Raw genomic sequence first — 22583 nt, 5'->3', positions numbered from 1 at the left:
TTCATCCACCCACGACAACACAAGGTAACAGGTAAATCGGTAAATCAGGACAAAACGGCCTTATTCAACAGAGATCGATTTCAACCACTTCTCCATCACCGCTGCGGCAATCTCGAGACCCTGCGACTCGGCAGCACTCAACTGCTGCATGAAGATGCGCGGACCGTCCGCTCCCAGCGAAGCATGCAGCGAGTCGCGGTACTCGGCCAGTTCCATCCATTCGCGCGCCACCTCGGAGGACGCTTCGAGGTGAAACTGAACGGCGTAACTCTGCTTGTATCGGAAGAGTTGATTCGGATACTTGGCAGAGCCAGCGAGCCGCACCGCGCCGTTCGGAATGTCGAAGGTATCCGAATGCCATTGCATTGCAGGAAATGTGGAGGGCAGATCTCCCCACACGGGATCTCGCCGACCCTCGACAGTCAAGGTGATCTCCTCAACTCCCACTTCGGGCACAGCGCCCGTGTAGACGCGAGCACCCAGCGCCGCGGCGAGCAACTGCGAACCCAGACACACTCCCCACACCGGGACATCGTTCTCGACCAGATCGCGAATGTATTCGATCTCGGATGCCAACCACTCGACCTCGCCCTGATCGCCGACGCCCATCGGCCCGCCCATCACGATCACGGCGTCGAACCGTCGATGGGCGGGAAGCGGGTCGGTTCCCAGAAGAACGGTCTGCACATCTCCGCAGCTCTCCAGGACAGGCGAATACGCCGCTGGGGGTTCACACTGCGCGTGTCGTAGTTCCAGAAAATGCATGTAGGCAATTCCTCTCGAATCCGGTGCCGAAAGCCTATGGTTCTATTCGACATAAGGCACATCGACGGCGTCGGATGTGCTCTGCGCTCGAATCTCCCCTTTCATCGCCCCTTTACCGACAAGGAACGTCTGTGCGCGCACCACACCTCTTTTCGACATCGATTCGCCCGTCCTCAACTGCCGTTCGCATCGGACTCAGCGCATTCGCCTTGGCGTCACTCGCCGCATGCTCAGGAACAAGCACCGACAGCGAGGCCGAATCAACATCCACCGCGACCACCACTGCAACCTCGACAACTCAACCCACGACGACTCAGGCTCCATTGACCACCTCGGTGGCCGGTCCGACGAATACTCCACTGGCCACCACCCCAGTCACCGCAGAAGTGACGCCCGCTGCAACTCCTGCGATCATGCCCAATGTCGTGTGTATGAATCTTCAAGACGCGCAGGACACCATTCAATCGGCCGGAGTCTTCTTCTCCAGAAGTGCTGACGCAACTGGCGCGGGTCGACGCCAACTGGTCGATTCCAACTGGATTGTTGTCGATCAGACACCTTCTGCCGGAAGCCCTTTCGGGGAAATCGAAGCCGTGCTCTCAGCCGTCAAGATCGGCGAACCCAACCCCTGTTGATCGAGCGAGATCTCGAACTTCGCAATTCCGGGAACGCCGCGCCCTACTTGACAACTACCTTCAACCTCCTTCACTGTAGTCAACATTACGAGTATCCAATATATTGGATGCGAAAGGTTGGATTGCAACATGAAGGTGCAACGAATACGGCAGAGCGCCAACTCTCCGGCGGGCATGAGCGAACCCGTCATCGGAATACTCGGAGGCATGGGGCCGGCCGCTACTGCGGACTTCTACTCCAAACTCGTTGCCCTGACGCCAGGTTCGACGGATCAAGAGCACCCCAAAGTTGTCATCTGGGCCGATCCCACGGTTCCCGACCGGACATTGGCACTCACCGAGGACGGCCCGGACCCCACCCCCTGGCTGATCCGAGGCGCGCGCGTCCTCCGAGAGTCGGGCGCAACGACGCTCGCCATCCCATGCAATACCGCCCACGCCTTCCTGCCCGCCATCTCATCCCAACTGGGACTTCCTGTCGTCCACATGATCGACGAAGTTGCTCGGCACATCCGGACGCTCTCACCCGCCGTCACATCCGTCGGACTGTTGGCCACCACGGGGACGGTCCGCACCGGGTTGTATCAACAATGGCTGTCGGAATACTCGATTGACGTCCTGGTGCCAGGACCTGCGATCCAGGACGAACTGGTGATGCCGGCGATCCGAGCAATCAAGAGTGGCAACGTCGGAGACGAGACCACCGACAAACTCGTCAGGGCCGCTGATCTTCTCGTCGAATCGGGCGCGCAGGTCGTCGTGGCCGGATGCACCGAGATTCCGCTCGGACTGCCCGCCGACGCCACAACCTGTCAGATCATCGATCCGGCAACAATTCTCGCCCGCGCGCTGCTCCTACGCGTTGCGGATGCCCGGAAACACGCGTCGTTGGCCGACCTGGGCTGACCTGCGACAAGCAACGTGCAGAGTACGATATCCAGTATGTTGCGTGGCGGTAAACCGGTTGAGCGAGCACGAATGAGCGACATCGCTCTCGAACGCATTCGCGAAGCGATCGTCACCGGTGAACTGGCGCCGGGCTCGAAGATCAAGGACAGCGAACTCGCAGAGTATCTGGGATTGAGCAGAACTCCGGTCCGCGAAGCGCTCGCAAGGCTGGTCGACACCGGACTCGTGGAAGCGAAGCCCGGTGCGTACACGCGCATCACCACCCTCGACCGCGGCGACGTCGAGGCAACACTCGCAGTCATCGAAGCTCTCGACCAACTGGCCGTCGTCACCGCTGTACCGAACCTCACCGACGAGATGATCGGGGCGATGCGCTCCGCCAACAAAGACTTCGCCGCTGCCGTCAAGCGAAACGACATAGGCCGAGCGCTGACCGCGGACGATCGCCTACACAGCGTCATCATCGACGCTGCGGCAAATCCGCTGTTGAAGAAGCTGATTCACCAGGTTCACCCACAAATTCACCGCATCTACTACCGCAAGTTCTCGAGCCTTCTCGGCAGCCAGGACTCCGTCGACCATCACAACAAGCTGATCGAGCTGTGCGCAGACCACGATGCCGAGGCGGCAGCGACACTGTCGGCCGAACATCGACGCCATCTCGGCGGGCTGATCGGTGAACTCTTCGACGCCGACGAGTTCGCGCTCTCGGACTGACCGACGCCCGAATACAAGTTTCGGCGCTTGCCTATATTGGCCACTGCCGATATAAATGACTGGTGCATGCGTTCGACGTTCTCGGAGACCCAGTTCGGCGAAGAATCATGGAAATCCTGTCCAGCGGCGAGCGCTCGGCGGGTCAGATCGCCGAAGTCGTGGCAGCGGAGTTCGGAATCTCGCAACCGACCGCGTCCGGGCACCTGCGAGTGCTCCGAGAAAACGGATTCGCCACAGTCCGCAGCGAAGGCACCAGGCGTCTCTATGCCGTCGAGCCCGCGCCATTGCAAGAAGTGGACCAATGGCTCGACGGATTCCGGCAGTTCTGGAGCGGTCCTCTCGACGCATTGGCCACAGAACTCGCACGAGGGAAACGACGCGGCTCCGAGCGGAGCAGATCTTCACAATCGAATTCTTCCGACGAAGGAGACTCACAATGACCGAGATCGCGAACCAGGACACCAGCCTCACCGCGGTAGAGCGGAGCATGGGCAACCGCGACATCGCAGAAGGTGCGGCTCGAACTGCCGTACTCAAGCGCCGCTACAACGCGTCGGTCGACGACGTCTGGGACGCCATCACGACCCCTGACCGCATCAACCGTTTCTTCCTTCCGGTGAGCGGAGACTTCCAGGTGGGCGGCTCGTACGCCTTCGAAGGCCAGGCAAGTGGCGAGATCCTGGCCTGCGACGCCCCACGCCTGCTGCGACTGCAGTGGACACCGCCCGGCGATCGCGGATACAGCGATCAGGTCGAGATCAGGCTGACTGCAGACGGCCCCGACGCCACCTGGCTCGAGTTGGAGCACGCCTCCGTCGCCGATGTCTTCCGCAACGACCCGGACACCGGCTGCTACGGCGTCGGAACCGGCTGGGAAGGCCCACTTCACTACCTGGGCGAATACTTGCGCGGCACTCTCCCTGATGCGCCGAGCACCGAGTGGTACACCTTCGACGAAGCAGAGGAGCTTCGTCTGGCCAACTTCCGAGGGTGGGAGTGGGCAAAGATCGAGGCAGAGCACGGCGGCCGATAACGCCCAATTCTTCGAAAACGGTCACAAGATGGCCGTTTGCTTTGTATCGTGACCGAGCTGGACGTATGTCCAGCAGTTTTGGTGGCTTCCTTTCGTGCCACACCTGCTTCGGTCCACGAGAAGAGAGCTCCACATGGCGCCACAACCCGTAGTCGACAACGCGGCCACGACGCGACGAACGCACATCATCCGGACAGTTCTCGCTGTCCTCGTCATCGCACCGCTGTCGATTGCGGCGTTCTACATGTGGGCACTGTGGGATCCGGGCGACACGGTCAACCGCTTGCCCGTCGCCATCGTCAACGCCGATGCCGGCACAGAACTCGACGGAACACGTCTGCAAGCCGGCGATGAAGTTGTTGCCGCGCTCGTCGAGAGCGGAGACGTTGCATGGAAGGTCGTCTCGGAACAGGAAGCCGCCGACGGCGTCAACGACGGCACCTACTACTTCTCGGTCGTCATTCCCAAGACTTTCAGCGCAGACGTGGCCAGTGCCGCATCGGGTTCGGGCCGCAAGGCCGAACTCGACGTCTTGTACAACGATTACAACAGTCTGGTCGCCGGCCCGGTCGGTGAAAGCATCATCGCTCAGGTGCGCTCGGCGGTCTCCGAGTCGATCGGCGAGCAGTCCATCGACCAGGTGCTGGTCGGGTTGGGCGAACTCGGAACAGGATTCGATGAAGCAGCCGCTGGCGCGCAACAACTCTCCGACGGATCCTCCGAGGCACTCGCCGGAACCAACGAGCTCTACGCCGGAAGCAAGGAACTCGCCACCGGCATGGGTGAAGCGAATCAAGGCGGCAAGGAGCTGGCCGCCGGAGCCGGCGAGCTGGCTGCTGGAGCAAACGAAGCTGCTGCAGGCTCGGGCGAGCTGAGCAGCGGACTCAACCAGTTGGTCGGGGGAACCGACGAACTCGGCGCAGGAGCCCGTCAGATCAGCGAAGTGGTCGACATGGTCACCACCCCGGTACTCGACCTCGCGGGGTCCTCGGACGCCGTCGTCGGTCAGATCGACGCCCTCACGTCGATGCTTCGAAACTCGGCTGATCCGGTCTCCGCCGGACTCGTCGAAGCCCTGAGTGGACTGCGGGCTTCCCTGACTGCACAACCGTCGGACGACGACGTGATCGGTCAGCTCGGCCAGCTTCGCGACGGTGCGCGGGAGATCTCGCGCCAACTCACCGATCCGAGCAGCGACTACCGTGGCGGGCTTCTTGCCGCGGCGGCCGGTGCAGGTGAACTCAACACGGGACTAGGCCAACTGTCCGACGGCGCAGGCCAACTCGCTACCGGCGCACAGGAACTCTCCACCGGCCTCGGGCAGTTGGACACCGGAAGTATTGCGCTCCGTGACGGTCTCGGGCAGCTATCGGCCGGCGTCGGCGAGCTCGACGCGGGCAGCGCAGAACTCGCCACCGGTTTGTCCGACGGCGCCGCCCAGGTGCCGCAGTTCTCGGACGACGAACGCGCCACCACAGCCAATCTGCTCTCGTCCCCGGTTGCCGTCGACGCGCGGAACAACTATCCCGCAGCCGGTTTCGGACCGGGAGCCGTCCCTGCCGTAATCTCGGTGGCACTGTTCCTGTGCGGAATTCTCACGTGGTTCGTCGTCCGTCCACGACGCGGACGTTCACTGAACTCGCACACCAGCGTGGTGCGTGAGGGGCTGCGCCGCTACCGCATTCCCGCCCTGGTCACCTTGGTCGCGGCGCTCGTGTTGTCGGTGGTGTCACTGACCGTGGCAAACGTCGAACCACCTAGTGTTCTGGCGATGATCGCAGTGATGATCCTGGTGGGTGCCGCCGCGGTCAGCTCGGGCAGGCTCTTCACCGTTGTGTTCGGAGCCGTCAACGGAACCTTCATCGCTTTGGGCGCCTTGATGATTCAGATCTTCGCCTTCGGCGCGGTGTACCCCATCGAACAGATGCCGACGGTTCTGCAGTGGCTGCACGCCCTGATGCCACTCACGTGGGCGCGCAACGCCATGCGTATGGTCCTTGTCGGATACTACGGCCCGAAATTCTGGGTGGCGGTAATCGCTCTGGCTGCCTTGGTGATCGGAGCCGTCCTGTTCACCATCTGGTGGCGCCGCCGACAAGAACCGCCGACCGACGCCGATGACGACGCGCCGATCACCGAGGAGATCGTGTACCTCCAACCAACGCAAATGTAACTCGGCGCAAACCTGAGTCAGCGCAAACGTGAGTCGGATCAGCGAACGAGCGTCGTACGCATCAACATGACGTTGTAGTCGGCCCACGTGGTGGCAAGGAAGTACAGATCCGAACCACTGGACCACGGGTGGATGTATGCAGCGTAGATACCGGGAACCTCGACCAGATTGACCAATGTTTCCGGTGCCGTCCACGGACCGACCGGACTGGGAGCGGTTCGCATCACGATCGAACTGAACGCATCGGCGTACATCGCCACGAACTTGCCGAGGAACTCGTTGTACTGAACGGAGATCTCCCCGATGCGGCCGCCCATGACGGGTACGGCCGCAGCGGGATCAGCTCGGATCCAGCCGTTTCCGTTCCAGTACTCGTAGGCGGAAAGATCGAGGATCGCCCCCTCGGGCACGCGAGAAAGTCGAACCTCGCCGGATCGTCCCGCGGGGGTTCCGTAGTTGTAGACGAACCCGCCGTCCTTCACCATCGAGCTCATCTGAAAGTTCTCGCTACCGGCGACGGGGGCGACACCCGCGGGAAGAACCCCACCGATATTGGGGCGCAGCGTCTCCGGACGCATGGTCCACGTCTCGCCGTTGTCCGAGGAGGTGGCAATCTGTGAGTAGTTTGTACTCCACTGCCCGGCCTCGCCCCAGTTGCGCACCGACATGTAGCTCAGATACTGCACACCGTTCACTGCTATGCCGCTCGTGGGGATACTGGAAGCCTCGACGCCCGGAATCTTCAGACCGGAGATGATCTCACGCGCCTGACCGGTACCGTCCTTCGGCGCGCTGTCGATGCGCATCCCGTCGGCGAGTACCCGATCCGAGCTGCGGAAGAGCACATTACTTCGCCACTCGCCCACCAAACCGTCGCAGGTGGGGTTACGACTGAGCCCGGTGGTATCGCCGAAAGCGGTCAGAATCTGCCCCGCACCGTTGTCCCACATGATGCCCAGGTCGGTTCCCAGGACATTGAAGCGATCAACCGTCTTGTTGGGACTGTATGTGCCGGTGATCTTTTCGATCGCGGTAGTACGACCGGACAGACCTGGCAACCCTCCGGTGTTGCCGTTGAGCCACGGCGCCGCATTGGCCGGACCTCCACTACTACCGACGCCACTGACTCCGACGCATCCCGGCGCAGCCATCGCCGGCGAAGCCACCGCCGTGACGGCAGCAGCTGCCAGAGCAGCAACTACCCCGAACACCCCCAACGATCTCCCCGCGCGAAACATGACTCCCCCATGGCCGGGATTGTTGGTGTTGTCGTCGTCGTTCCCCCCGAACCTCGGACAATCTAGCAACTGCAGTCACAGATAACCCAATCAGACAAAGACGCGAAAAGGCCTGAAAGTCATAGTAGTTCAGACTTTCAGGCCTTTTCGGACAGAGAAGATCAGTCAGTAGGTCAGCGCGCTCCGCTCGCACCGCCGTCGAGTGGAATCACCGCGCCGGTCAGATAAGCCCCGGCACGTGAAGCCAGGAAAATGGCAAGACCTGCAGCATCCTGGGGAGCTCCGACCCTGCCCAACGGGACCGAGTCCGCCACAGCCTTTGCACTTTGCTCGTCCTCGAGGAGGAATGCCATCATCTTCGACGGGAACGGGCCCGGCGCAATGGCATTGACCGTGATCTGTTCCCCCGCAAGCGTTGCCGCGAGCTTGCGCGTCAACATGTGCACCGCAGCCTTACTGGCTCCGTACGAGAAGTTCTCCGAACCCGACACCACGAGTCCGTCGATCGATCCGATATTGATCACGCGCGCGGGATCTTCCGCAGTGGCTGCAGAACGCAACTGCGGCAACAGCTTCTGCGTCAAGAGGAAGATTGCCTTGACATTGATGTCGAAAATCTTGTCGAAGCCGGCGGCCGGAAAATCGTCGACGGGAGCTCCCCACGTGGCACCGGCGTTGTTGACCAGTACGTCGAGCGTCGGCGAAATCTCGGCGACCTTCGCAGCGAGGCTCTCGATCCCCTCGTCCGTGGACAGATCGGCCGGATGCGAAATGCAGGTGCCGAACTCCGAAAGCTCTCGCGCGGCTTCGTCACAGGCTTCGGCTTTTCGGGCCGAAATGACGACCGTCGCTCCGCCTTCGACAAATCCGCGAGCGATCATGTATCCGATGCCGCGTGATCCACCGGTGACCACAACGGTCTTGCTACTGACGTCGAACAGTCCCTCGATCAAGCTCATGCGACCTCGAAAAGCCCGGCAGCACCCATGCCGCCGCCGATGCACATGGTCACCACCACGAGCTTGGCTCCGCGCCGTTTTCCTTCCAGAAGAGCATGGCCGACCAGACGAGCACCCGTCATTCCGTACGGATGGCCGACGGAGATACCGCCGCCGTCGACGTTGTACTTCTCGGGATCGATCCCGAGCTTGTCGCGGCAGTACAGGGCCTGAGAGGCGAAGGCCTCGTTGAGTTCCCAGAGATCGATGTCGTCGACCTTCAGTCCGTGAAGATCCAGCAGACGCGGAATCGCGAACACCGGTCCGATGCCCATCTCGTCGGGAGCACAACCCGCGACAGCCATCCCACGGTAGATACCGAGAGGAGCCAACCCGCGGCGTTCCGCCTCGCCTGCCTCCATCAGCACCGAAGCGGAGGCACCGTCCGAGAGCTGAGACGAGTTGCCCGCAGTGATGGACGAATGCGCACTGACAGTCCCGTCGGCCAGAACCGGTCGCAGACTCGACAACCCTTCCAACGTGGTGGAAGCGCGGTTGCCTTCGTCCAGGGTCAGCGTCACGGACTCGCTGCGGATCTCACCCGTCCCCTTGTCCTGCACCTGCTTGATCGAGGGCAGCGGGACGATCTCGAGATCGAACCGACCTGCGTTCTGAGCTGCTGCGGTCCGCTGCTGCGAGACGAGCGCGAACTCGTCCTGCTGCTCGCGGGTCACTCCGTAGCGTTCGGCGACGATCTCGGCCGTGTGCAGCATCGGCATGTAGATCGACGGCTTGTTTTCCTTCAGCCACGGATCAGCCGCGCGGAAGTTGTTCATGTGATCGTTCTGGACCAACGAGATCGATTCGACTCCGCCGCCGACCGCGATCTGCATTCCGTCGTCCACGATCTGCTTGGCTGCGGTCGCGATGGCCATGAGCCCGGACGAGCACTGACGATCGATCGTCATTCCGGAAACCGAGTCCGGAAGCCCGGCCCGCAGCACCGCTTGCCGTGCGACGTTGCCGCCGGAAGATCCCTGCTGCAGCGCGGCGCCGAGGATGACGTCCTCGACCTCGCCGCCCTCGAGGCCCGCGCGCTGAACTGCATTCGAAATGGCATGTGCAGCAAGCTCTTGAGCCTGAGTGTTGTTGAACGCGCCGCGGTACGCCTTACCGATCGGGGTACGGGCGGTGGAAACGATGACAGCTTGCCTCATCGGGGAAACCTTTCGTCGAACACGAAGTGCTGTGCGCCTTTATTAACCGCCGGGGGTTAATAAAGGCGCACAGCAAAGAATCAGGGCTGGAACACGACGCGACCGACAGTGGTGCCGTCGCCGAGGCGACCGATACCGTCGGCAACGTCCGTCAACGACAACCGCTCACTGATCAGTGGTTTGACCAAGCCGGCATCTGCGAGCCTGGTGAGCTCGACGTGGCAGTCGTCGATGGCCTGCTGGTTGTAGGCCTTGTACAGCCCCCAGTGCAGTCCGATGATCGAATAGTTCTTGATGAGAGCGTGATTGAGGGCCGGCTGCGGGATCGTGCCACCGGCGAAGCCGATGATGACGATCCGTCCCTCGAAGGCGATGCACTTGGTGGACTTCGCGTAGGCGTCGCCGCCGACAGGATCGAAGACCACGTCGGCGCCCTTGCCGCCGGTGAACTCCTTGACCGCTGCCACGAAGTCCTCACTGTGACGGTCTACGACGAGGTCGGCGCCGAGCTTGCGCGCGTACTCGGCCTTGTCCGGGCCGCCGACGACACCGATGACCTTGGCGCCTGCCGCCTTGCCGAGTTGCACTGCCGCACTACCGACACCACCCGCAGCAGCGTGGACCAACAACGTCTCACCCTCGAGCAGTTGGGTGCGGCGATGCAGAGCGAACCACGCTGTCTGATAGCCGATGCTCAGAGCGGATGCTTCCGCGTCGTCGAGAGCCGACGGCGCCGGGAACGTGTTGTTCTGATCCAGTACCGAGTACTCGGCGAATCCGCCGGACGGCAGACTCGGATTACCGATCACCCGGTCCCCCACTGCGAACTTGGTCACCGATTCACCGACCGAGACCACTTCACCACACAGTTCGACACCGGGTGTGAAGGGCAGTGGCGGCTTGATCTGGTACTCACCCCGGCACATGAGGACGTCGGGGAAGTTGGCCGGAGCCGCCAGCACCTTGACCAACATCTCCGTCGCATTCGGGGTGGGATCCGCGGTCTCCTCCAACGCGAGCACATCGCGGGGTTGACCGAGTTCGTTGACGCGCCAAGCCTTCACAGCAATTCTCCAGACAGATAGTGAGTGAGTTTCAGGACGAGATCGGGAGGTCGACCAACTCGGCGAGGCGTGCCCGATGCTGATACGCGGTTCCCAGCGACAGCTGATCGCTCTTCGCCCGTTTGAGGTACAGGTGCGCCGGATACTCCCACGTCATTCCGATACCACCATGAAGTTGGACGCATTCCTCCGCAGCATGAACCGCGACGCCGCTGCAGAATGCCTGGGCCACCGTCGCTGCGATCGCCGCATCGGCGTCGCCGCGCGCATAGGTGTCCGCCGCATATCGTGCTGCCGCTCCCGAGGAGCTGACTTCGAGCCAGAGATCGGCGAGGCGGTGCTTGATCGCCTGGTACGAACCGATCGCCCGGCCGAACTGCTTGCGCTCCTTCACATACGCGAGAGTCGTTTCGAGGCACCACTGAGCTACAGCGAACTGTTCGGACGCCAGAAGTGCGCTTCCGCAGAGCAACGCTTCCTCGACCGCTTGCGCCGCATTGCCGCTGTCGACACGGACCGACGACGAACCCGAGAACTCGACGTCCGCCAATCGGCGCGTCATGTCCAGGGACAGAACCGGCGTGACGGTAGCGTCGGCGATCCGAACGGTGTGCAGCTCCAGGCCGCTCTCACCGGCAACCGGAACAACAAGAACATCGGACTCGGCGACGCCGGCAACCGTCGTGACGCTGCCGACGAGTCCACTCGCCGTTACCTTGACAGTAGGTGTGAAAGTTCCTGGTGCAGTAGACAACGGGACGACCAGAGCAGCCGTCGAATCCCCCGCTGCCAATTGACCGAGCACCTCGGTCTCGCCGGCCTTCAGCAACGCCGTCGTCGCCAGCACCGCGCTGGTGAAGAACGGAACGGGAGCGACCGCACGTCCGATCTCCTCCATCACGACCGCCGCCTCACGCGTCGACGCACCTGCCCCGCCCAGTTCCTCGGGTACCAGCAGTCCCGCCAAACCGAGTTCCGACGCCAGCGACTTCCACAGCCCGGTGAAGTCGGCGGACACGTCGTCGTACGCCGTGACCACGGTGTCGGCGCCGGCCCGCTCGCTCAGCAGTCGTCTGACGCTGGCTCGCAGATCTTGTTCGGTCTCGGAGTACAGCAGATCGGCGCTCATCGGGGTAGGTCCTTCCAGGCGATGTCCTTGTCGACGCGATGCTCGGGCGGCAACCCGAGTACACGTTCTGCGATGACGTTGCGCAGGATCTCCGACGTTCCGCCCTCGATCGAATTGCCCTTGGCTCGCAGGTACCGGTATCCGGGTTCACGCCCGGTGAAGTCGACGGAATCCGGTCGACGCAGCGTCCAGTCGTCGTAGCGCAGACCGGCTTCGCCGTGCAGCTCGAGGTCGAAACCCGAAATCTGCTGAGCCAAACCGGCAAACGCGAGCTTCATTCCCGAGCCCTCGGGGCCAGGCTGGCCGGCGGCGAGCTGCTGGCGCAGTCGCTCACCGGTCAGACGCGCAACTTCGGATTCGGTCCAGAGCCGCATCAACTCGTCGTGCATCGCCGGATTACGCAGCTCGGGCTCGTCACGCCAGGCCTGAGCGACCTTTCCGATCATGCCTCCCTCACGCGGTGCGCCCGAACCGATGGCAACACGCTCGTTGTTCAGGGTGGTGGTCGCAACCTTCCACCCCTGGCCTTCGGCTCCGAGGCGATTGGCGTCCGGAATCCTGACGTCCGTGAGGAATACCTCGTTGAATTCGGCCTCGCCGGTGATCTGACGCAGCGGCCGGACATCGACGCCCGGGTCGGTCATGTCGCAGATGAAGTAGCTCAGACCCGCATGCTTGGAACGTGACGGATCGGTCCTGGCCACGAGAATCGCCAGCTGCGCATTCTGCGCGCCCGACGTCCATACCTTCTGCCCGTTGACTATCCAGTCGTCGCCGTCGCGGACGGCGCGGGTAGCGACGGCCGCGAGGTCCGACCCTGCGCCCGGTTCACTGAACAGCTGGCAGTAGACCGTCTCCGCAGTCCACAACGGGCGCAGGAACTTCTGCTTCTGCTCCTCGGTACCGAAGGCGGCGATGGTCGGTGCCGCCATGCCGAGTCCGATCCCGTTCTTGCCGGTGGCCGGGCCGGGTGCGCCGGCGGCCTCCAGCTGAGCGTTCACCTGACGCTGAAAGCTCTGCGGTACACCGAGTCCCCCATGACCTTCGGGGAAATGAACCCACGCCAGTCCGGCGTCGAATCGTGCGCCGAGGAAATCCGACACCGACACGCTGTTCGGATCGTTCTCCGCGAGAAGCGTGTTCACCTTTTCGGTGAGATCACGCGATACTGCCTCTTCGTCGAAAGCCATGCCCATTCCTTCGGTTCGAGCGGTGAGCGGACGGTCAGTCCTTGGGTCCACCGGCGACGTAGACGACCTGACCGGAAACGAAGCCCGCGCCTTCACTGACGAAGAACGACGCGGTGTGCGCGATGTCCTCGGGCTGACCGACGCGGTTGACCGGAATCTGCGAAGCGGCAGCGGTCTTGAAGTCCTCGAAGCCGACTCCCATGCGCTCTGCCGTTGCGGCGGTCATCTCGGTTTCGATGAATCCGGGGGCAATGGCGTTGGCGGTGACGCCGAACTTGCCCAATTCGAAGGCCAATGTCTTGGTGAATCCCTGCATGCCGGCCTTGGCTGCGGAGTAGTTGACCTGTCCGCGGTTGCCGAGAGCCGACGTGCTCGAGAGGTTCACGATGCGGCCGAACTTCGCTTCCACCATGTACTTCTGCACCGCGCGCGACATGAGGAACGCTCCGCGCAGGTGGACGTTCATCACCGAATCCCACTCGGCGACGCTCATCTTGAACAGAAGGTTGTCGCGAGTGATGCCGGCATTGTTGATCAGCACGGTAGGCGCACCGAGTTCTGCGGCCACACGATCCACCGCTGCCGCAACCGAAGCCTCGTCGGAGACGTCAGCGCCGACGGCCAAGCCCTGACCGCCGGCGGCCTTGATCGCGTCGACGGTTCCGGCACACGCTGCTTCGTCGAGATCCAGCACGGCAACGGCAAAGCCGTCTTCCGACAGTCGCTTGGCCACTGCCGCACCGATTCCGCGTGCTGCACCCGTGACAATTGCGGTTCTACGTTCCTGGCTCACTGGCCCTCCATAATTTTCGTGATTCGACGGACACCGGACGATCTCGTCAGATCCCGGCCTGATCTGCAATTTCCCTGGCTTTGGCTACCAAGGCGTCAATACGTTCCACAGTGGGAGTTCCGCTCTCCGCGGCATTCTGCGGTTCGTCGCGGGCGCGACGCATCACGCCCTCGGCGATCACGGCGATCTTCCACAGCCCCAAGGTGTGCCAGAACTTCAGCGCAGCCGGATCCCGTCCGGTGGCCTCGAGATAGATCCGGGAGATCTCCTCTCGCGAAGGGAATCCCGGGAGCGCTGACGCCGGGAAATCGCCACCAGTGTCCTCCCCAGCCGCCGGCCAGTACGCCAACAAGCTTCCGACATCGGCCAACGGATCACCGAGTGTGCAGAGTTCCCAGTCGAGGGCCGCGACAACTTCGCCGTTCTCAGCGGAGGTGATCACGTTGCGTAGGTGAAAGTCGCCGTGCACCAACGTGGTTTCGGTGTGAGCTGGCTGAGCTGCAATGAGACGTCGGGTGAGATCGTCCAGGTCAGGACATTCCCGCGTCTTCGACTGTTCCCACTGTCCGCCCCAGCGCTTCAGCTGCCGCGCAGCGTAAGGCTTGTGGCTGGCCAGGTCGTCGAGACCGGCCTTCCCGAGGTCGACGGCGTGTATCTTCGCCAGCGTCTGAGCGAGCGAGATTCCGATTGCCCGGCGACGATCTTCCGACAACGCCTCCGCAAGAGGCATTCGGTCCACCACTTCGCCGTCCACGAATTCCATGAGGAGCAGCGGAACTTCGGTGACGGCTGGATCCTCGGTCAACCCGAATACTCGCGGCGAAGGCACGTCGGTGGATTCGAGAGCGCTCAGGATTCGAGCTTCGCGCGCCACGTCGTGAGCCGAGGCCAGCAGGTGCCCCAGAGGTGGGCGTCGTAGCACCCAGCGATTGCCGTCTTGATCGCGAACCAGGTACGTGAGATTCGACTGCCCCAGGCCGATTCGATCGAAGGACAACGGCCCGGTGAAGTCGATCCCCAGGCCTGCTATCCACCCGGTGACCGCTTCGGTATCGAGTCCCACTACTCCGACGCTAGCCACCGACGGACGCTCCCTGCCGGAACGGGAGTGCGTCACCCAACAACTGGCCACCGTCGATGGTCATGATCTCGCCGGTGATCCACTGGGCTGCATCCGAAACCAGGAAGGCGATGGCAGCGGCCACGTCCTCGGGTTCACCGATGCGTCCGAGAGCGGTCGACGCGGACACCGCTTCTTCATGTTCTTTCCACAGAGCTTCGGCGAGTTTGGTTCTCACCACTCCCGGAGCAACGGCGTTGACACGAATCTTCGGTGACAACTCGAGCGCCAACTGCTTGGTGATGTGGATCAGAGCAGCCTTCGACGCGTTGTACGTACCGATCCCGGCCTCGAACGCCATGCCGCCGATCGAGGCGGTGTTGACCACGGAACCACCGTGCTCGCCCATCCAGGCCCGCGCTGCCAGGCCGGTCCACAGGACTGGAGCCCACACGTTGACGTCGAAGGTCTTGGCGAAGCGCGAGTGATCCTGGTTGATGATCGGCCCGAACGACGGGTTGGTGCCCGCGTTGTTCACCAAGATGTCGAGACTGCCGAAACGCTCGATCGTCTGCTCGACGCACTTGCTGGCAGCATCCTCGTCCGTCGCGTGAGCGCCGACGCCGATCGCGTTGCCGTTCACCTGCGCGGCAGCCGCATCTGCGGATTCCTGTGAGCGCGAGGTCAGTACGACGTTTCCGCCCGCCGCCGCAATCGCCTGCGCGGTCGCGAGGCCGATGCCCCGCGATGCGCCTGTGACGATTGCCGTCTTACCGGTGAGATCCAGTCCTGCCATGTCAGTTCGCCTTGACTTCGCGGTACTTGCGCAGTTCCTGCTTGGCGATGGCGCGCTTGTGCACCTCGTCCGGGCCGTCAGCCAGGCGAAGGGTGCGCATGTGGGCGTAAGCCATCGCGAGCGGGAAGTCGTCCGTGACGCCGCCGCCGCCGTGAACCTGGATGGCGCGGTCGATGATCTTGAGCGCGATGTTCGGCGCCGCAACCTTGATGGCTGCGATCTCGGTGCGCGCTTCCTTGTTGCCCACCGTGTCCATCATGTGAGCGGCCTTGAGCGTGAGGAGTCGAACCATCTCGATGTCGATACGAGCCTCGGCGATCCAGTCCTGGATATTCGCGTTGTCGCTGACGGGCTTTCCGAAGGTGATGCGGGTGGATGCGCGCTTGCACATCAGTTCCAGTGCGCGCTCGGCCATTCCGATTGCACGCATGCAGTGGTGGATGCGGCCGGGGCCGAGGCGGGCCTGGCTGATCGCGAATCCTTCGCCCTCGCCGGCGAGAATGTCCTTGGCCGGGACGCGCACGTCCTCGAAAGTGATCTCGCCGTGTCCTTCGCGGTCCTGGTAGCCGAAGACCGGCAGGTTGCGCAGGATCGTGACGCCGGGAGCATCGATCGGAACGACCATCATCGACTGCTGACGGTGGGTGGCGGCATTGAAGTCGGTCTTGCCCATGACGATCAGAACCTTGCAGTTCTGGTGCAAAGCGTTGGAAGCGAACCACTTACGGCCGTTCAGTACGTACTCGTCGCCGTCACGGTCCATACGAAGCTGGATGTTGGTGGCGTCGGAACTGGCAACCTCGGGCTCGGTCATCGCGAAAGCAGAACGGATTTCGCCTTCGAGAAGCGGCTTGAGGTACTTCTCCTTGTGCTCGTCGGTGCCGAAGAGCGTGAGCACCTCCATGTTTCCCGTGTCCGGAGCGGCGCAGTTGGTGGCTTCGGAAGCCAGGTGGCTGCGGCCCATGATCTCCGCGAGCGGTGCGTATTCCAGGTTGGTCAGGCCGGGGCCCCATTCGGGATGCGGGTGAAAGAGGTTCCACAGCCCGCGCGCCTTGGCTTCCTTCTTCAAGTCGTCGATGATCGGCGGCTGGAAGTGCGGGTTACCGGACTCACGCATCTGCTCTTCGTAGACCGCTTCGGCCGGGTAAACGTGCTTGTCCATGAAATCGAGCAGTTCGGCCTGGTACTTCTTGGTGCGATCCGAGAACTCAAACACTGACATGTGAACTCCTGACAGAGAGGGAAGGAAAATTGGGGGCTCGATGTTCGAGATGGCTGTTGACGCCCTCGACGACATCCGGGCCGTGAAATGCATTCAGCATCAGTGATTCCGCACGCCTGGCGGAATCGGTGAAGGTCGAGTGCGCGTCGGCACTCATCTGAGACTTGATGACGGAGAGGGACGTCGGCGAGCAGTTGGCCGCGATGTCCTCGGCGTAAGCAATCGCCGCATCCAGAACGTCACCGCCGCTGACCAGGTGGTCGATCAAACCGATACGGTACGCCTCGTCGGCATCCACCATCCGGCTGGAAAGCAGAAGATCGACTGCTCGACTGTGACCGACCAAGCGGGGCAACATCCAGGAGATGCCGTACTCCGCAATCAGGCCTCGACGCGCGAACGCGGTAGTGAATCGCGTTGCGCTCGAGCCGAAACGAACGTCACAGTACAGAGCCTCGACCATTCCGAGCCCTGCGGCGACGCCGTTGACGGCAGCGATCAGCGGCTTGCGAACGGTGGTCGGGAAATCACGGTCCCGTGGTCGGACAAGATCACTTTCGGAGACGTCGCCGACGTTCTTCAAATTGCCGAGGTCAGCCCCCGAGCAGAATCCTCGACCGGAGCCGGTGACAACAATTGCTCGGACACTGGGATCTTCGTCTGCTGCGGCCAAAAGGTCGTAGTACTGATCTTCGAGCTCGTTGGTCCACGCGTTGAGAACGCGGGGCCGATTGAATGTCAGGACCAGCACCGCTCCTCTCTGCTCGGAGAGGACGAGTTCCTCGGTCATCGCGTTCCCGCGAGCAGCGACGCCTGGTACCGGCGCATCCCGCGCAGCCAACGGTCGTAGTCGGCGCCCTTCTGCCGGTACATGTCCAGAACGTTCTTGTGCGGAAGGATGAGGAATTCCTCGGCATCTACTGCGGCAAGAACGATTTCGGCGCATTCAGCAGGCTCGAGAACATTGCCTGCCGCAAGCACGGCCCCGGTTGCGGCCTTGCCGACCGGATCGCCGGAGTTCTCGCCTTCGTAGAGAAGCTTGGTGTTGACACCCATCGGACACAGGCAACTGACGCGAACGCCCTGATCTCCGTAGGTGATCGAGAGCCACTCGGCAAACGCGACCGCGGCATGTTTGGTCACCGAGTACGCGGCGGACCCGACCTGACTGAGCAAGCCGGCAGCAGAGGCAGTGCTGATGAAGTAGCCTTCCCCGCGCTCGGTCCAACCAGGGACGAGGAGCCTGGCGGCACGAATGTGGGCGCGAACGTTGACGTCGATCGTCGTGTCCCAGACGTCCTCACTGATGTCGAGGCCCATGCCTCCGGTGACGCCGGCATTGGCGAAGTAGAGGTCGACCGGGCCGAATTCCTTTTCCGCCTGCGCGATGAGGCCCGCAATGACCGTATCGTCGGAGACGTCGCCACCCGCAGACACTGCTGCGCCGGGATGCTCCATGTTGATCGCCTCTGCCACTGCCGAAGCTGCCGCCCCGTCGAGGTCGGCTACTACGACGCGAGCGCCCTCTGCGGCCAGTCGCTGCGCCAACGCACCGCCGATCCCCCCGCCGCCACCGGTGACAATTGCTACCTTCTGGGCAACCTTCATGAGCGATTCCTCTCGCTTGCGTCATACCTACGCGCTGACAGTGATCCACGTCTCCCCTCATGTATAGTTGAATCCGGCGTCAGTTTCAACCGTCGAATCGCGACGGTCACCCGAACGGCCCGTTCCGTCCTCCTGAACTGCGAGTAAAGGGATCAACGATGACTGAAAACCAATTGCCCATCCGCCCGTCCACCTTCGCCGAGCTCGAGAAGCTCATCGGCCAGGAACTTGGCCCGACGGAGTGGTACGACATCACCCAGGAGCGCATCAACGCGTTCGCCGAAGCCACAAACGATCATCAGTGGATTCACGTCGACCCGGAACGAGCCGCATCGAGCCCGCTCGGCAGCACGATCGCGCACGGACTCTTCAGCCTCTCGCTGGGCCCACAGTTCTCCTACCAACTCATCCACTTCGACGGCTTCGCCCACAGCCTCAATTACGGCTACGACAAGGTTCGCTTCCCCGCTCCCGTTCCCGTGGGATCCCGGGTCCGCATGCGTGCAACCGTCGTGTCCGCGGAGCAGTTGCCCGGCGGAATCCAGGTGAAGATGAGCCAGGTGGTTGAGCGCGAAGGTTCCGACAAGCCAGTCGTCGTGGCCGAATCCGTCGCTCGCGTCGTCGAGAAAAGCTGAACAGAGAAAAGCTGAAACAAGACCCGGCACGTCCCGGCCGCTCGAACGTCGATACGGCCGGGGCGACCTGCCGCTTCAGGATCGGTCAGGGAACTTCAGCGCGTTAGCCCACAGGTCTGTCACCGTGGCGACAATCTGATCGAACTCCGGCGAACGCCCGTCCACCTCACCCTCATGGAGGGTGAACAGACTGTAGGCGAGCCGACTCACCATGCCGGACAGAGCAATTGACGCTGTCATTGGATCCAGCGTCGTGTCCGCGATACCACGACTCTGCAGATCTGCAATCCCGCGGGCATTACGGCGTATGAACGCATTGGCACGCTCGCTGCGGAACTTTCGGAACTCCGGGTCGATGTGAGCAACCTGCTCCATGAGCCCCATCAATTTCGCATTGCGTTGATACGCCGCCAGATACGCTCGATTACTTGCCTCGAGCACGGCGTACGGATCGTCTGCGCCCGCCACGCGTCCCATGCCCGGGTGCATCATGTCGTCTCGCGCGACCTCGAGGACGGCGGCGAAGACCTCTTCCTTGTTCGCGAAGTAGGTGTAGAACGATCCCGTCGCGCAGCCGGCTTCTTTGGCGATGTCGATCAGACGGGCATCGAGATAGCCACTACGCTCGAATACCGTGCGGGCAGCGGCAATCAGCGCTGCGCGCGTGCGGGTTCCCCGCTCGGTGGTGGGCCGATCTCGGAGCAGCGCAGGCGGAGCCACTGGCAGGGCGGCAATTCGCGATTCGTCATCGAGCACGGTGCGCTCCCCATCCTTCCGAGCCAACATCATTTCGGGACAATCCCAGCAGACTCGATGTTGACGCCGGATTCAAGTGTACGCTCTGGTGAGACCCAGGACACACAATCGGTCGATTCCTCCCGAAAGGCAGAACCATGGTTAGCGTTCTCGACCCGGTGACCCGTCACGCGGAAGTCACACCGGACAACATCGCAATTCGAAACAGCATTGCGATCCGCGGCACGGATGAACACTGGACTTACCGGCAGCTCCACGACGCATCCCTGGCGTTCGCCGGCCGCATTCGCGACGCCGGGTTGAGCGTAGGCGATCGGGTTCTCCTAGCGGCACCGTCGGTAGCGGAATTCGTCGTGGCGTACATGGGAATTCAGGCCGCAGGTTGTGTCGTGGTACCGATCAACACGATGTCGGCGCAACCCGAAGTCGAGTACGTTCTGGACGACGCGGAGATTTCCCTGGCCATCGCGTGGCATCAGCTCGGTCCCGCAGTCCAGGATGCAGGGAGCGCGCGCGGCGTCCCGGTGTGGACACTCACCGAAGAGTCGGCGAAGGCCGATCATGCACCCGCAACTGTGGTCGACCGTGAAGCAACAGACACCACGGCGATTCTCTATACCTCCGGCACCACCGGACGCCCGAAGGGCGCTCAGCTGACCGTCGGGAATTTGTTGTCCGCCGGTGAGATCGGCGCCGAGAGCAGCCGCGGAAACCCTTCGGACCGCACCGGAACCGGACTGCCGCTCTTCCATATCTTCGGCCAGGGTTCGGTCATGATGGCAACCTTCACCGGCGGCGGATCACTGTCCCTGCTCGCCCGGTTCGACCCCGCTGCCATGCTCGACCTGGTCCGCCGGGACAAGCTCACCATCATGGCCGGTGTCCCCACCATGTGGAATGCCATGCTGCACGCCGCCGCCGACGTGGACAGCTCCGACTTCGAACAACTCAGGATCGCAATCTCCGGTGGCGCATCACTTCCCGGTGAAGTCGCTCGCGCCTTCGAAGCACGGTTCAACTGCACGATCCTCGAGGGCTACGGCCTGACCGAGACGAGCGCGTTCGGGACTTTCAACAGCATCGACCGCGTCGCAAAGATCGGATACACCGGCCGCGCCGTACCGCGCACCGAGGTCGAGGTGCGTGATCACGACGGAAATGTCTGCGAGGCAGGCACAGTGGGCGAGGTGTTCATCAAAGGACCGACGGTCATGAAGGGTTACTGGAAGCGCCCTGAAGACACCGCCGCCGTTCTTTCCGACGACGGATGGTTCCGCACCGGAGACCTCGGTGAGACCGATCCCGACGGGGACCTTCGCATCGTCGACCGAGTGAAGGACCTCATCATCCGTGGTGGATACAACGTCTATCCGGGCGAGGTCGAAGAGGTGCTCTACCAGCACCCCGACATCATCGAAGCCGCAGTGATCGGCATACCCGACGACTACTACGGGGAGGAAGTTGCCGCAGTGGTGGCCGTGCGTCCAGGCTCCGACCTCGAAGCAGACGCCGTCACTTCGTGGGCTCGGGAACGTCTCTCCGCCTACAAGATTCCCCGAGTCGTCCAGTTCATCGACGCACTCCCGAAGGGTTCGACGGGAAAGATCCTCAAGCGATCGATCGACCGAACCGAACTCCTCGCCCAGAAGCAGAACTGAAAACACAGGTGAGCCCCGGCCAGATTTCGCCGGGGCTCACCTGTTCACTCGCTCAGAGAGCGTCGAAGTACTCGATCTGCGGGGCGCCGGCGAGGAAGGGTGCCATCGCCTTTCCTGCAGCCTGGAAATGCTCGGACGTTCCGTGAGCCTTGATGGCAGCACCGTCCTGATACAGCTCCATGAACTTGTAGGAATTGGCATCCGTTTTCGAGCGGATCAGTTGATACAGAACCGTTCCGGGCTCCTCCGTGCGCACCTTCTCCGCAAGTTCGGCGATTACGGCTTCGAACTGCTCGCCGCTTCCGTCCTTGACGGTGATATCCGCGATGACAGCAATCATTCGTTCCTCCAAAAGTGTTCCAGCAGTATTCGAGTGTTACCGAGAAACCTACAGTTTCACCGCGTGGGCAGTAGTCCGAACGTCGATGCCAATTGCCTGCGAGTGCTTTCCGCGTCGGTGTGGAGAATGCCGGCGATCCCCAATCGTGCCGCACCGTCGAGATTCTGTTGCAGATCGTCGATCATCACGGCATCTTCGGGCGCGACGCCCAGGCGCTCACACGCGATGGTGTAGATCTGACGGGAGGGCTTACGAATCCCGACTTCCGAGGAGATCACCACTTCGTCGGCCAGGTCCTCGAGAACAAAACCCGCATAACAATCACGCCCGAAAGCATTGGACACGAGCGCAACAGGGTGTCCCGCCGCCCGCACGTCTGCGAGCAGACGCACCATCTCCTCGTCTCGAATCAGCCCGGCTTGCATACGGTCGACCAATCCAGCACTGTCGACGACTGCGCCGTGCGCTCGTAGACGTTCTCCGAATCCGGCCTCGAAGGCCTCCTGGTCGATCTTTCCGGATTCGTGATCGGAGAGCAGCCTCTTCGAGACGTCGTCGCGGGAGAGCAGGGTCAACGGAAGTCGTGGGTCTCCCCCAAGCGAGGCCCCGAAATCTTCGAAGGCCTGAAGAACACTGGAGGTGAGAACTCCACCGAAATCGACGAGCACTGCCGTACGCGTAGGTGTCATTGCTCCATCAGACACCAA

24 protein-coding genes are annotated in these 22583 nt (G+C 62.4%); 8 read left to right on the top strand and 16 right to left on the bottom strand.

Features of this window, described 5'->3' with window-relative positions:
* Positions 1-60: 60 nt before the first annotated feature.
* Positions 61-687 (bottom strand): type 1 glutamine amidotransferase, encoded by a 627-nt coding sequence (locus QM596_RS02430; protein ID WP_283307996.1) that lies wholly within the window; start codon positions 685-687, stop codon positions 61-63.
* A 209-nt stretch (positions 688-896) separates the two neighbouring features.
* On the opposite strand from QM596_RS02430, the gene QM596_RS02425 reads away from it, so the two are divergent.
* The 6 genes from QM596_RS02425 to QM596_RS02400 all read left to right on the top strand — a co-directional run bounded on the left by QM596_RS02425 (position 897) and on the right by QM596_RS02400 (position 6232).
* Positions 897-1400 carry a PASTA domain-containing protein gene (locus tag QM596_RS02425; protein WP_283307995.1) on the top strand — a complete coding sequence of 168 codons (504 nt, stop codon included), beginning with the start codon at positions 897-899 and terminating at the stop codon, positions 1398-1400.
* Positions 1401-1529: 129 nt separating this feature from the next.
* Positions 1530-2306 (top strand): cysteate racemase, encoded by a 777-nt coding sequence (gene cuyB / locus QM596_RS02420; RefSeq protein WP_283307994.1) that lies wholly within the window; start codon positions 1530-1532, stop codon positions 2304-2306.
* 36 nt (positions 2307-2342) lie between these two features.
* Entirely contained in the window at positions 2343-3026 is a 684-nt protein-coding gene (locus tag QM596_RS02415) for a GntR family transcriptional regulator (protein WP_019745689.1), read from the top strand.
* Between the two features lie 62 nt (positions 3027-3088).
* A complete protein-coding gene (locus QM596_RS02410; RefSeq protein WP_019745690.1) occupies positions 3089-3466 on the top strand; it encodes an ArsR/SmtB family transcription factor in 378 nt (125 codons plus the stop codon).
* Positions 3463-4059: an SRPBCC domain-containing protein gene (locus QM596_RS02405; RefSeq protein WP_021345803.1), complete on the top strand. Its 597-nt coding sequence runs from the start codon at positions 3463-3465 to the stop codon at positions 4057-4059. The genes QM596_RS02410 and QM596_RS02405 overlap by 4 nt, the downstream gene beginning before the upstream one ends.
* Positions 4060-4192: 133 nt before the next feature.
* Positions 4193-6232 carry a YhgE/Pip domain-containing protein gene (locus QM596_RS02400; protein WP_283307993.1) on the top strand — a complete coding sequence of 680 codons (2040 nt, stop codon included), beginning with the start codon at positions 4193-4195 and terminating at the stop codon, positions 6230-6232.
* A gap of 38 nt (positions 6233-6270) precedes the next feature.
* Here QM596_RS02400 and QM596_RS02395 read toward each other — a convergent pair whose 3' ends face one another.
* From QM596_RS02395 to QM596_RS02340, 12 genes are all read right to left on the bottom strand, one after another.
* The gene (locus tag QM596_RS02395) at positions 6271-7470 is read right to left on the bottom strand and encodes a glycoside hydrolase family 183 protein (RefSeq protein WP_019745693.1); all 1200 of its coding nucleotides are present in this window, start codon (positions 7468-7470) and stop codon (positions 6271-6273) included.
* A 173-nt stretch (positions 7471-7643) separates the two neighbouring features.
* On the bottom strand, positions 7644-8429 hold the full coding sequence (locus QM596_RS02390) for a RhlG family 3-oxoacyl-ACP reductase (RefSeq protein WP_283307992.1): 786 nt from the start codon (positions 8427-8429) through the stop codon (positions 7644-7646).
* A complete protein-coding gene (locus QM596_RS02385; RefSeq protein WP_069145445.1) occupies positions 8426-9625 on the bottom strand; it encodes an acetyl-CoA C-acyltransferase in 1200 nt (399 codons plus the stop codon). The genes QM596_RS02390 and QM596_RS02385 overlap by 4 nt, the downstream gene beginning before the upstream one ends.
* A gap of 80 nt (positions 9626-9705) precedes the next feature.
* Complete coding sequence (locus tag QM596_RS02380) at positions 9706-10689, bottom strand: NADPH:quinone oxidoreductase family protein (protein WP_003943088.1); 984 nt, start codon at positions 10687-10689, stop codon at positions 9706-9708.
* A gap of 31 nt (positions 10690-10720) precedes the next feature.
* Positions 10721-11818: an acyl-CoA dehydrogenase family protein gene (locus QM596_RS02375; protein ID WP_021345810.1), complete on the bottom strand. Its 1098-nt coding sequence runs from the start codon at positions 11816-11818 to the stop codon at positions 10721-10723.
* Entirely contained in the window at positions 11815-13008 is a 1194-nt protein-coding gene (locus QM596_RS02370) for an acyl-CoA dehydrogenase family protein (protein WP_003943047.1), read from the bottom strand. The genes QM596_RS02375 and QM596_RS02370 overlap by 4 nt, the downstream gene beginning before the upstream one ends.
* Before the next feature lie 34 nt (positions 13009-13042).
* On the bottom strand, positions 13043-13801 hold the full coding sequence (gene fabG / locus QM596_RS02365; RefSeq protein WP_019745698.1) for a 3-oxoacyl-ACP reductase FabG: 759 nt from the start codon (positions 13799-13801) through the stop codon (positions 13043-13045).
* A 46-nt stretch (positions 13802-13847) separates the two neighbouring features.
* Positions 13848-14882 carry a phosphotransferase family protein gene (locus QM596_RS02360; protein ID WP_029537145.1) on the bottom strand — a complete coding sequence of 345 codons (1035 nt, stop codon included), beginning with the start codon at positions 14880-14882 and terminating at the stop codon, positions 13848-13850.
* Positions 14875-15657 (bottom strand): SDR family oxidoreductase, encoded by a 783-nt coding sequence (locus QM596_RS02355; RefSeq protein ID WP_019745700.1) that lies wholly within the window; start codon positions 15655-15657, stop codon positions 14875-14877. Before QM596_RS02355 ends, QM596_RS02360 begins: the two co-directional genes overlap by 8 nt.
* A gap of 1 nt (position 15658) precedes the next feature.
* On the bottom strand, positions 15659-16879 hold the full coding sequence (locus tag QM596_RS02350) for an acyl-CoA dehydrogenase family protein (RefSeq protein ID WP_019745701.1): 1221 nt from the start codon (positions 16877-16879) through the stop codon (positions 15659-15661).
* Positions 16866-17669 carry an enoyl-CoA hydratase-related protein gene (locus QM596_RS02345; protein ID WP_019745702.1) on the bottom strand — a complete coding sequence of 268 codons (804 nt, stop codon included), beginning with the start codon at positions 17667-17669 and terminating at the stop codon, positions 16866-16868. Before QM596_RS02345 ends, QM596_RS02350 begins: the two co-directional genes overlap by 14 nt.
* Positions 17666-18487, bottom strand: a complete 822-nt coding sequence (locus QM596_RS02340) for an SDR family oxidoreductase (RefSeq protein WP_019745703.1) — start codon at positions 18485-18487, stop codon at positions 17666-17668. Before QM596_RS02340 ends, QM596_RS02345 begins: the two co-directional genes overlap by 4 nt.
* Before the next feature lie 158 nt (positions 18488-18645).
* Between QM596_RS02340 and QM596_RS02335 the strand changes: the two genes are divergently transcribed.
* Entirely contained in the window at positions 18646-19122 is a 477-nt protein-coding gene (locus QM596_RS02335; RefSeq protein ID WP_283307991.1) for a MaoC family dehydratase, read from the top strand.
* A 75-nt stretch (positions 19123-19197) separates the two neighbouring features.
* Here the strand turns inward: QM596_RS02335 and QM596_RS02330 are convergent, their stop codons facing one another.
* Positions 19198-19911, bottom strand: a complete 714-nt coding sequence (locus tag QM596_RS02330; protein ID WP_019745704.1) for a TetR/AcrR family transcriptional regulator — start codon at positions 19909-19911, stop codon at positions 19198-19200.
* Positions 19912-20015: 104 nt separating this feature from the next.
* Between QM596_RS02330 and QM596_RS02325 the strand changes: the two genes are divergently transcribed.
* Positions 20016-21536: an AMP-binding protein gene (locus tag QM596_RS02325; RefSeq protein ID WP_019745705.1), complete on the top strand. Its 1521-nt coding sequence runs from the start codon at positions 20016-20018 to the stop codon at positions 21534-21536.
* Between the two features lie 52 nt (positions 21537-21588).
* Here QM596_RS02325 and QM596_RS02320 read toward each other — a convergent pair whose 3' ends face one another.
* Together QM596_RS02320 and QM596_RS02315 are read right to left on the bottom strand one after the other, a co-directional pair.
* Complete coding sequence (locus tag QM596_RS02320; RefSeq protein ID WP_019745706.1) at positions 21589-21876, bottom strand: putative quinol monooxygenase; 288 nt, start codon at positions 21874-21876, stop codon at positions 21589-21591.
* Positions 21877-21932: 56 nt separating this feature from the next.
* Positions 21933-22565, bottom strand: a complete 633-nt coding sequence (locus QM596_RS02315; RefSeq protein ID WP_029537148.1) for an HAD family hydrolase — start codon at positions 22563-22565, stop codon at positions 21933-21935.
* Positions 22566-22583 lie beyond the last annotated feature (18 nt).

It is taken from the genome of Rhodococcus sp. IEGM 1406 (assembly GCF_030056745.1).
GTDB classification, from domain to species: domain Bacteria; phylum Actinomycetota; class Actinomycetes; order Mycobacteriales; family Mycobacteriaceae; genus Rhodococcus_F; species Rhodococcus_F erythropolis.
Note: the sequence above shows the minus strand (reverse complement) of the source record. Positions and strands in the feature narration are given on the sequence as shown.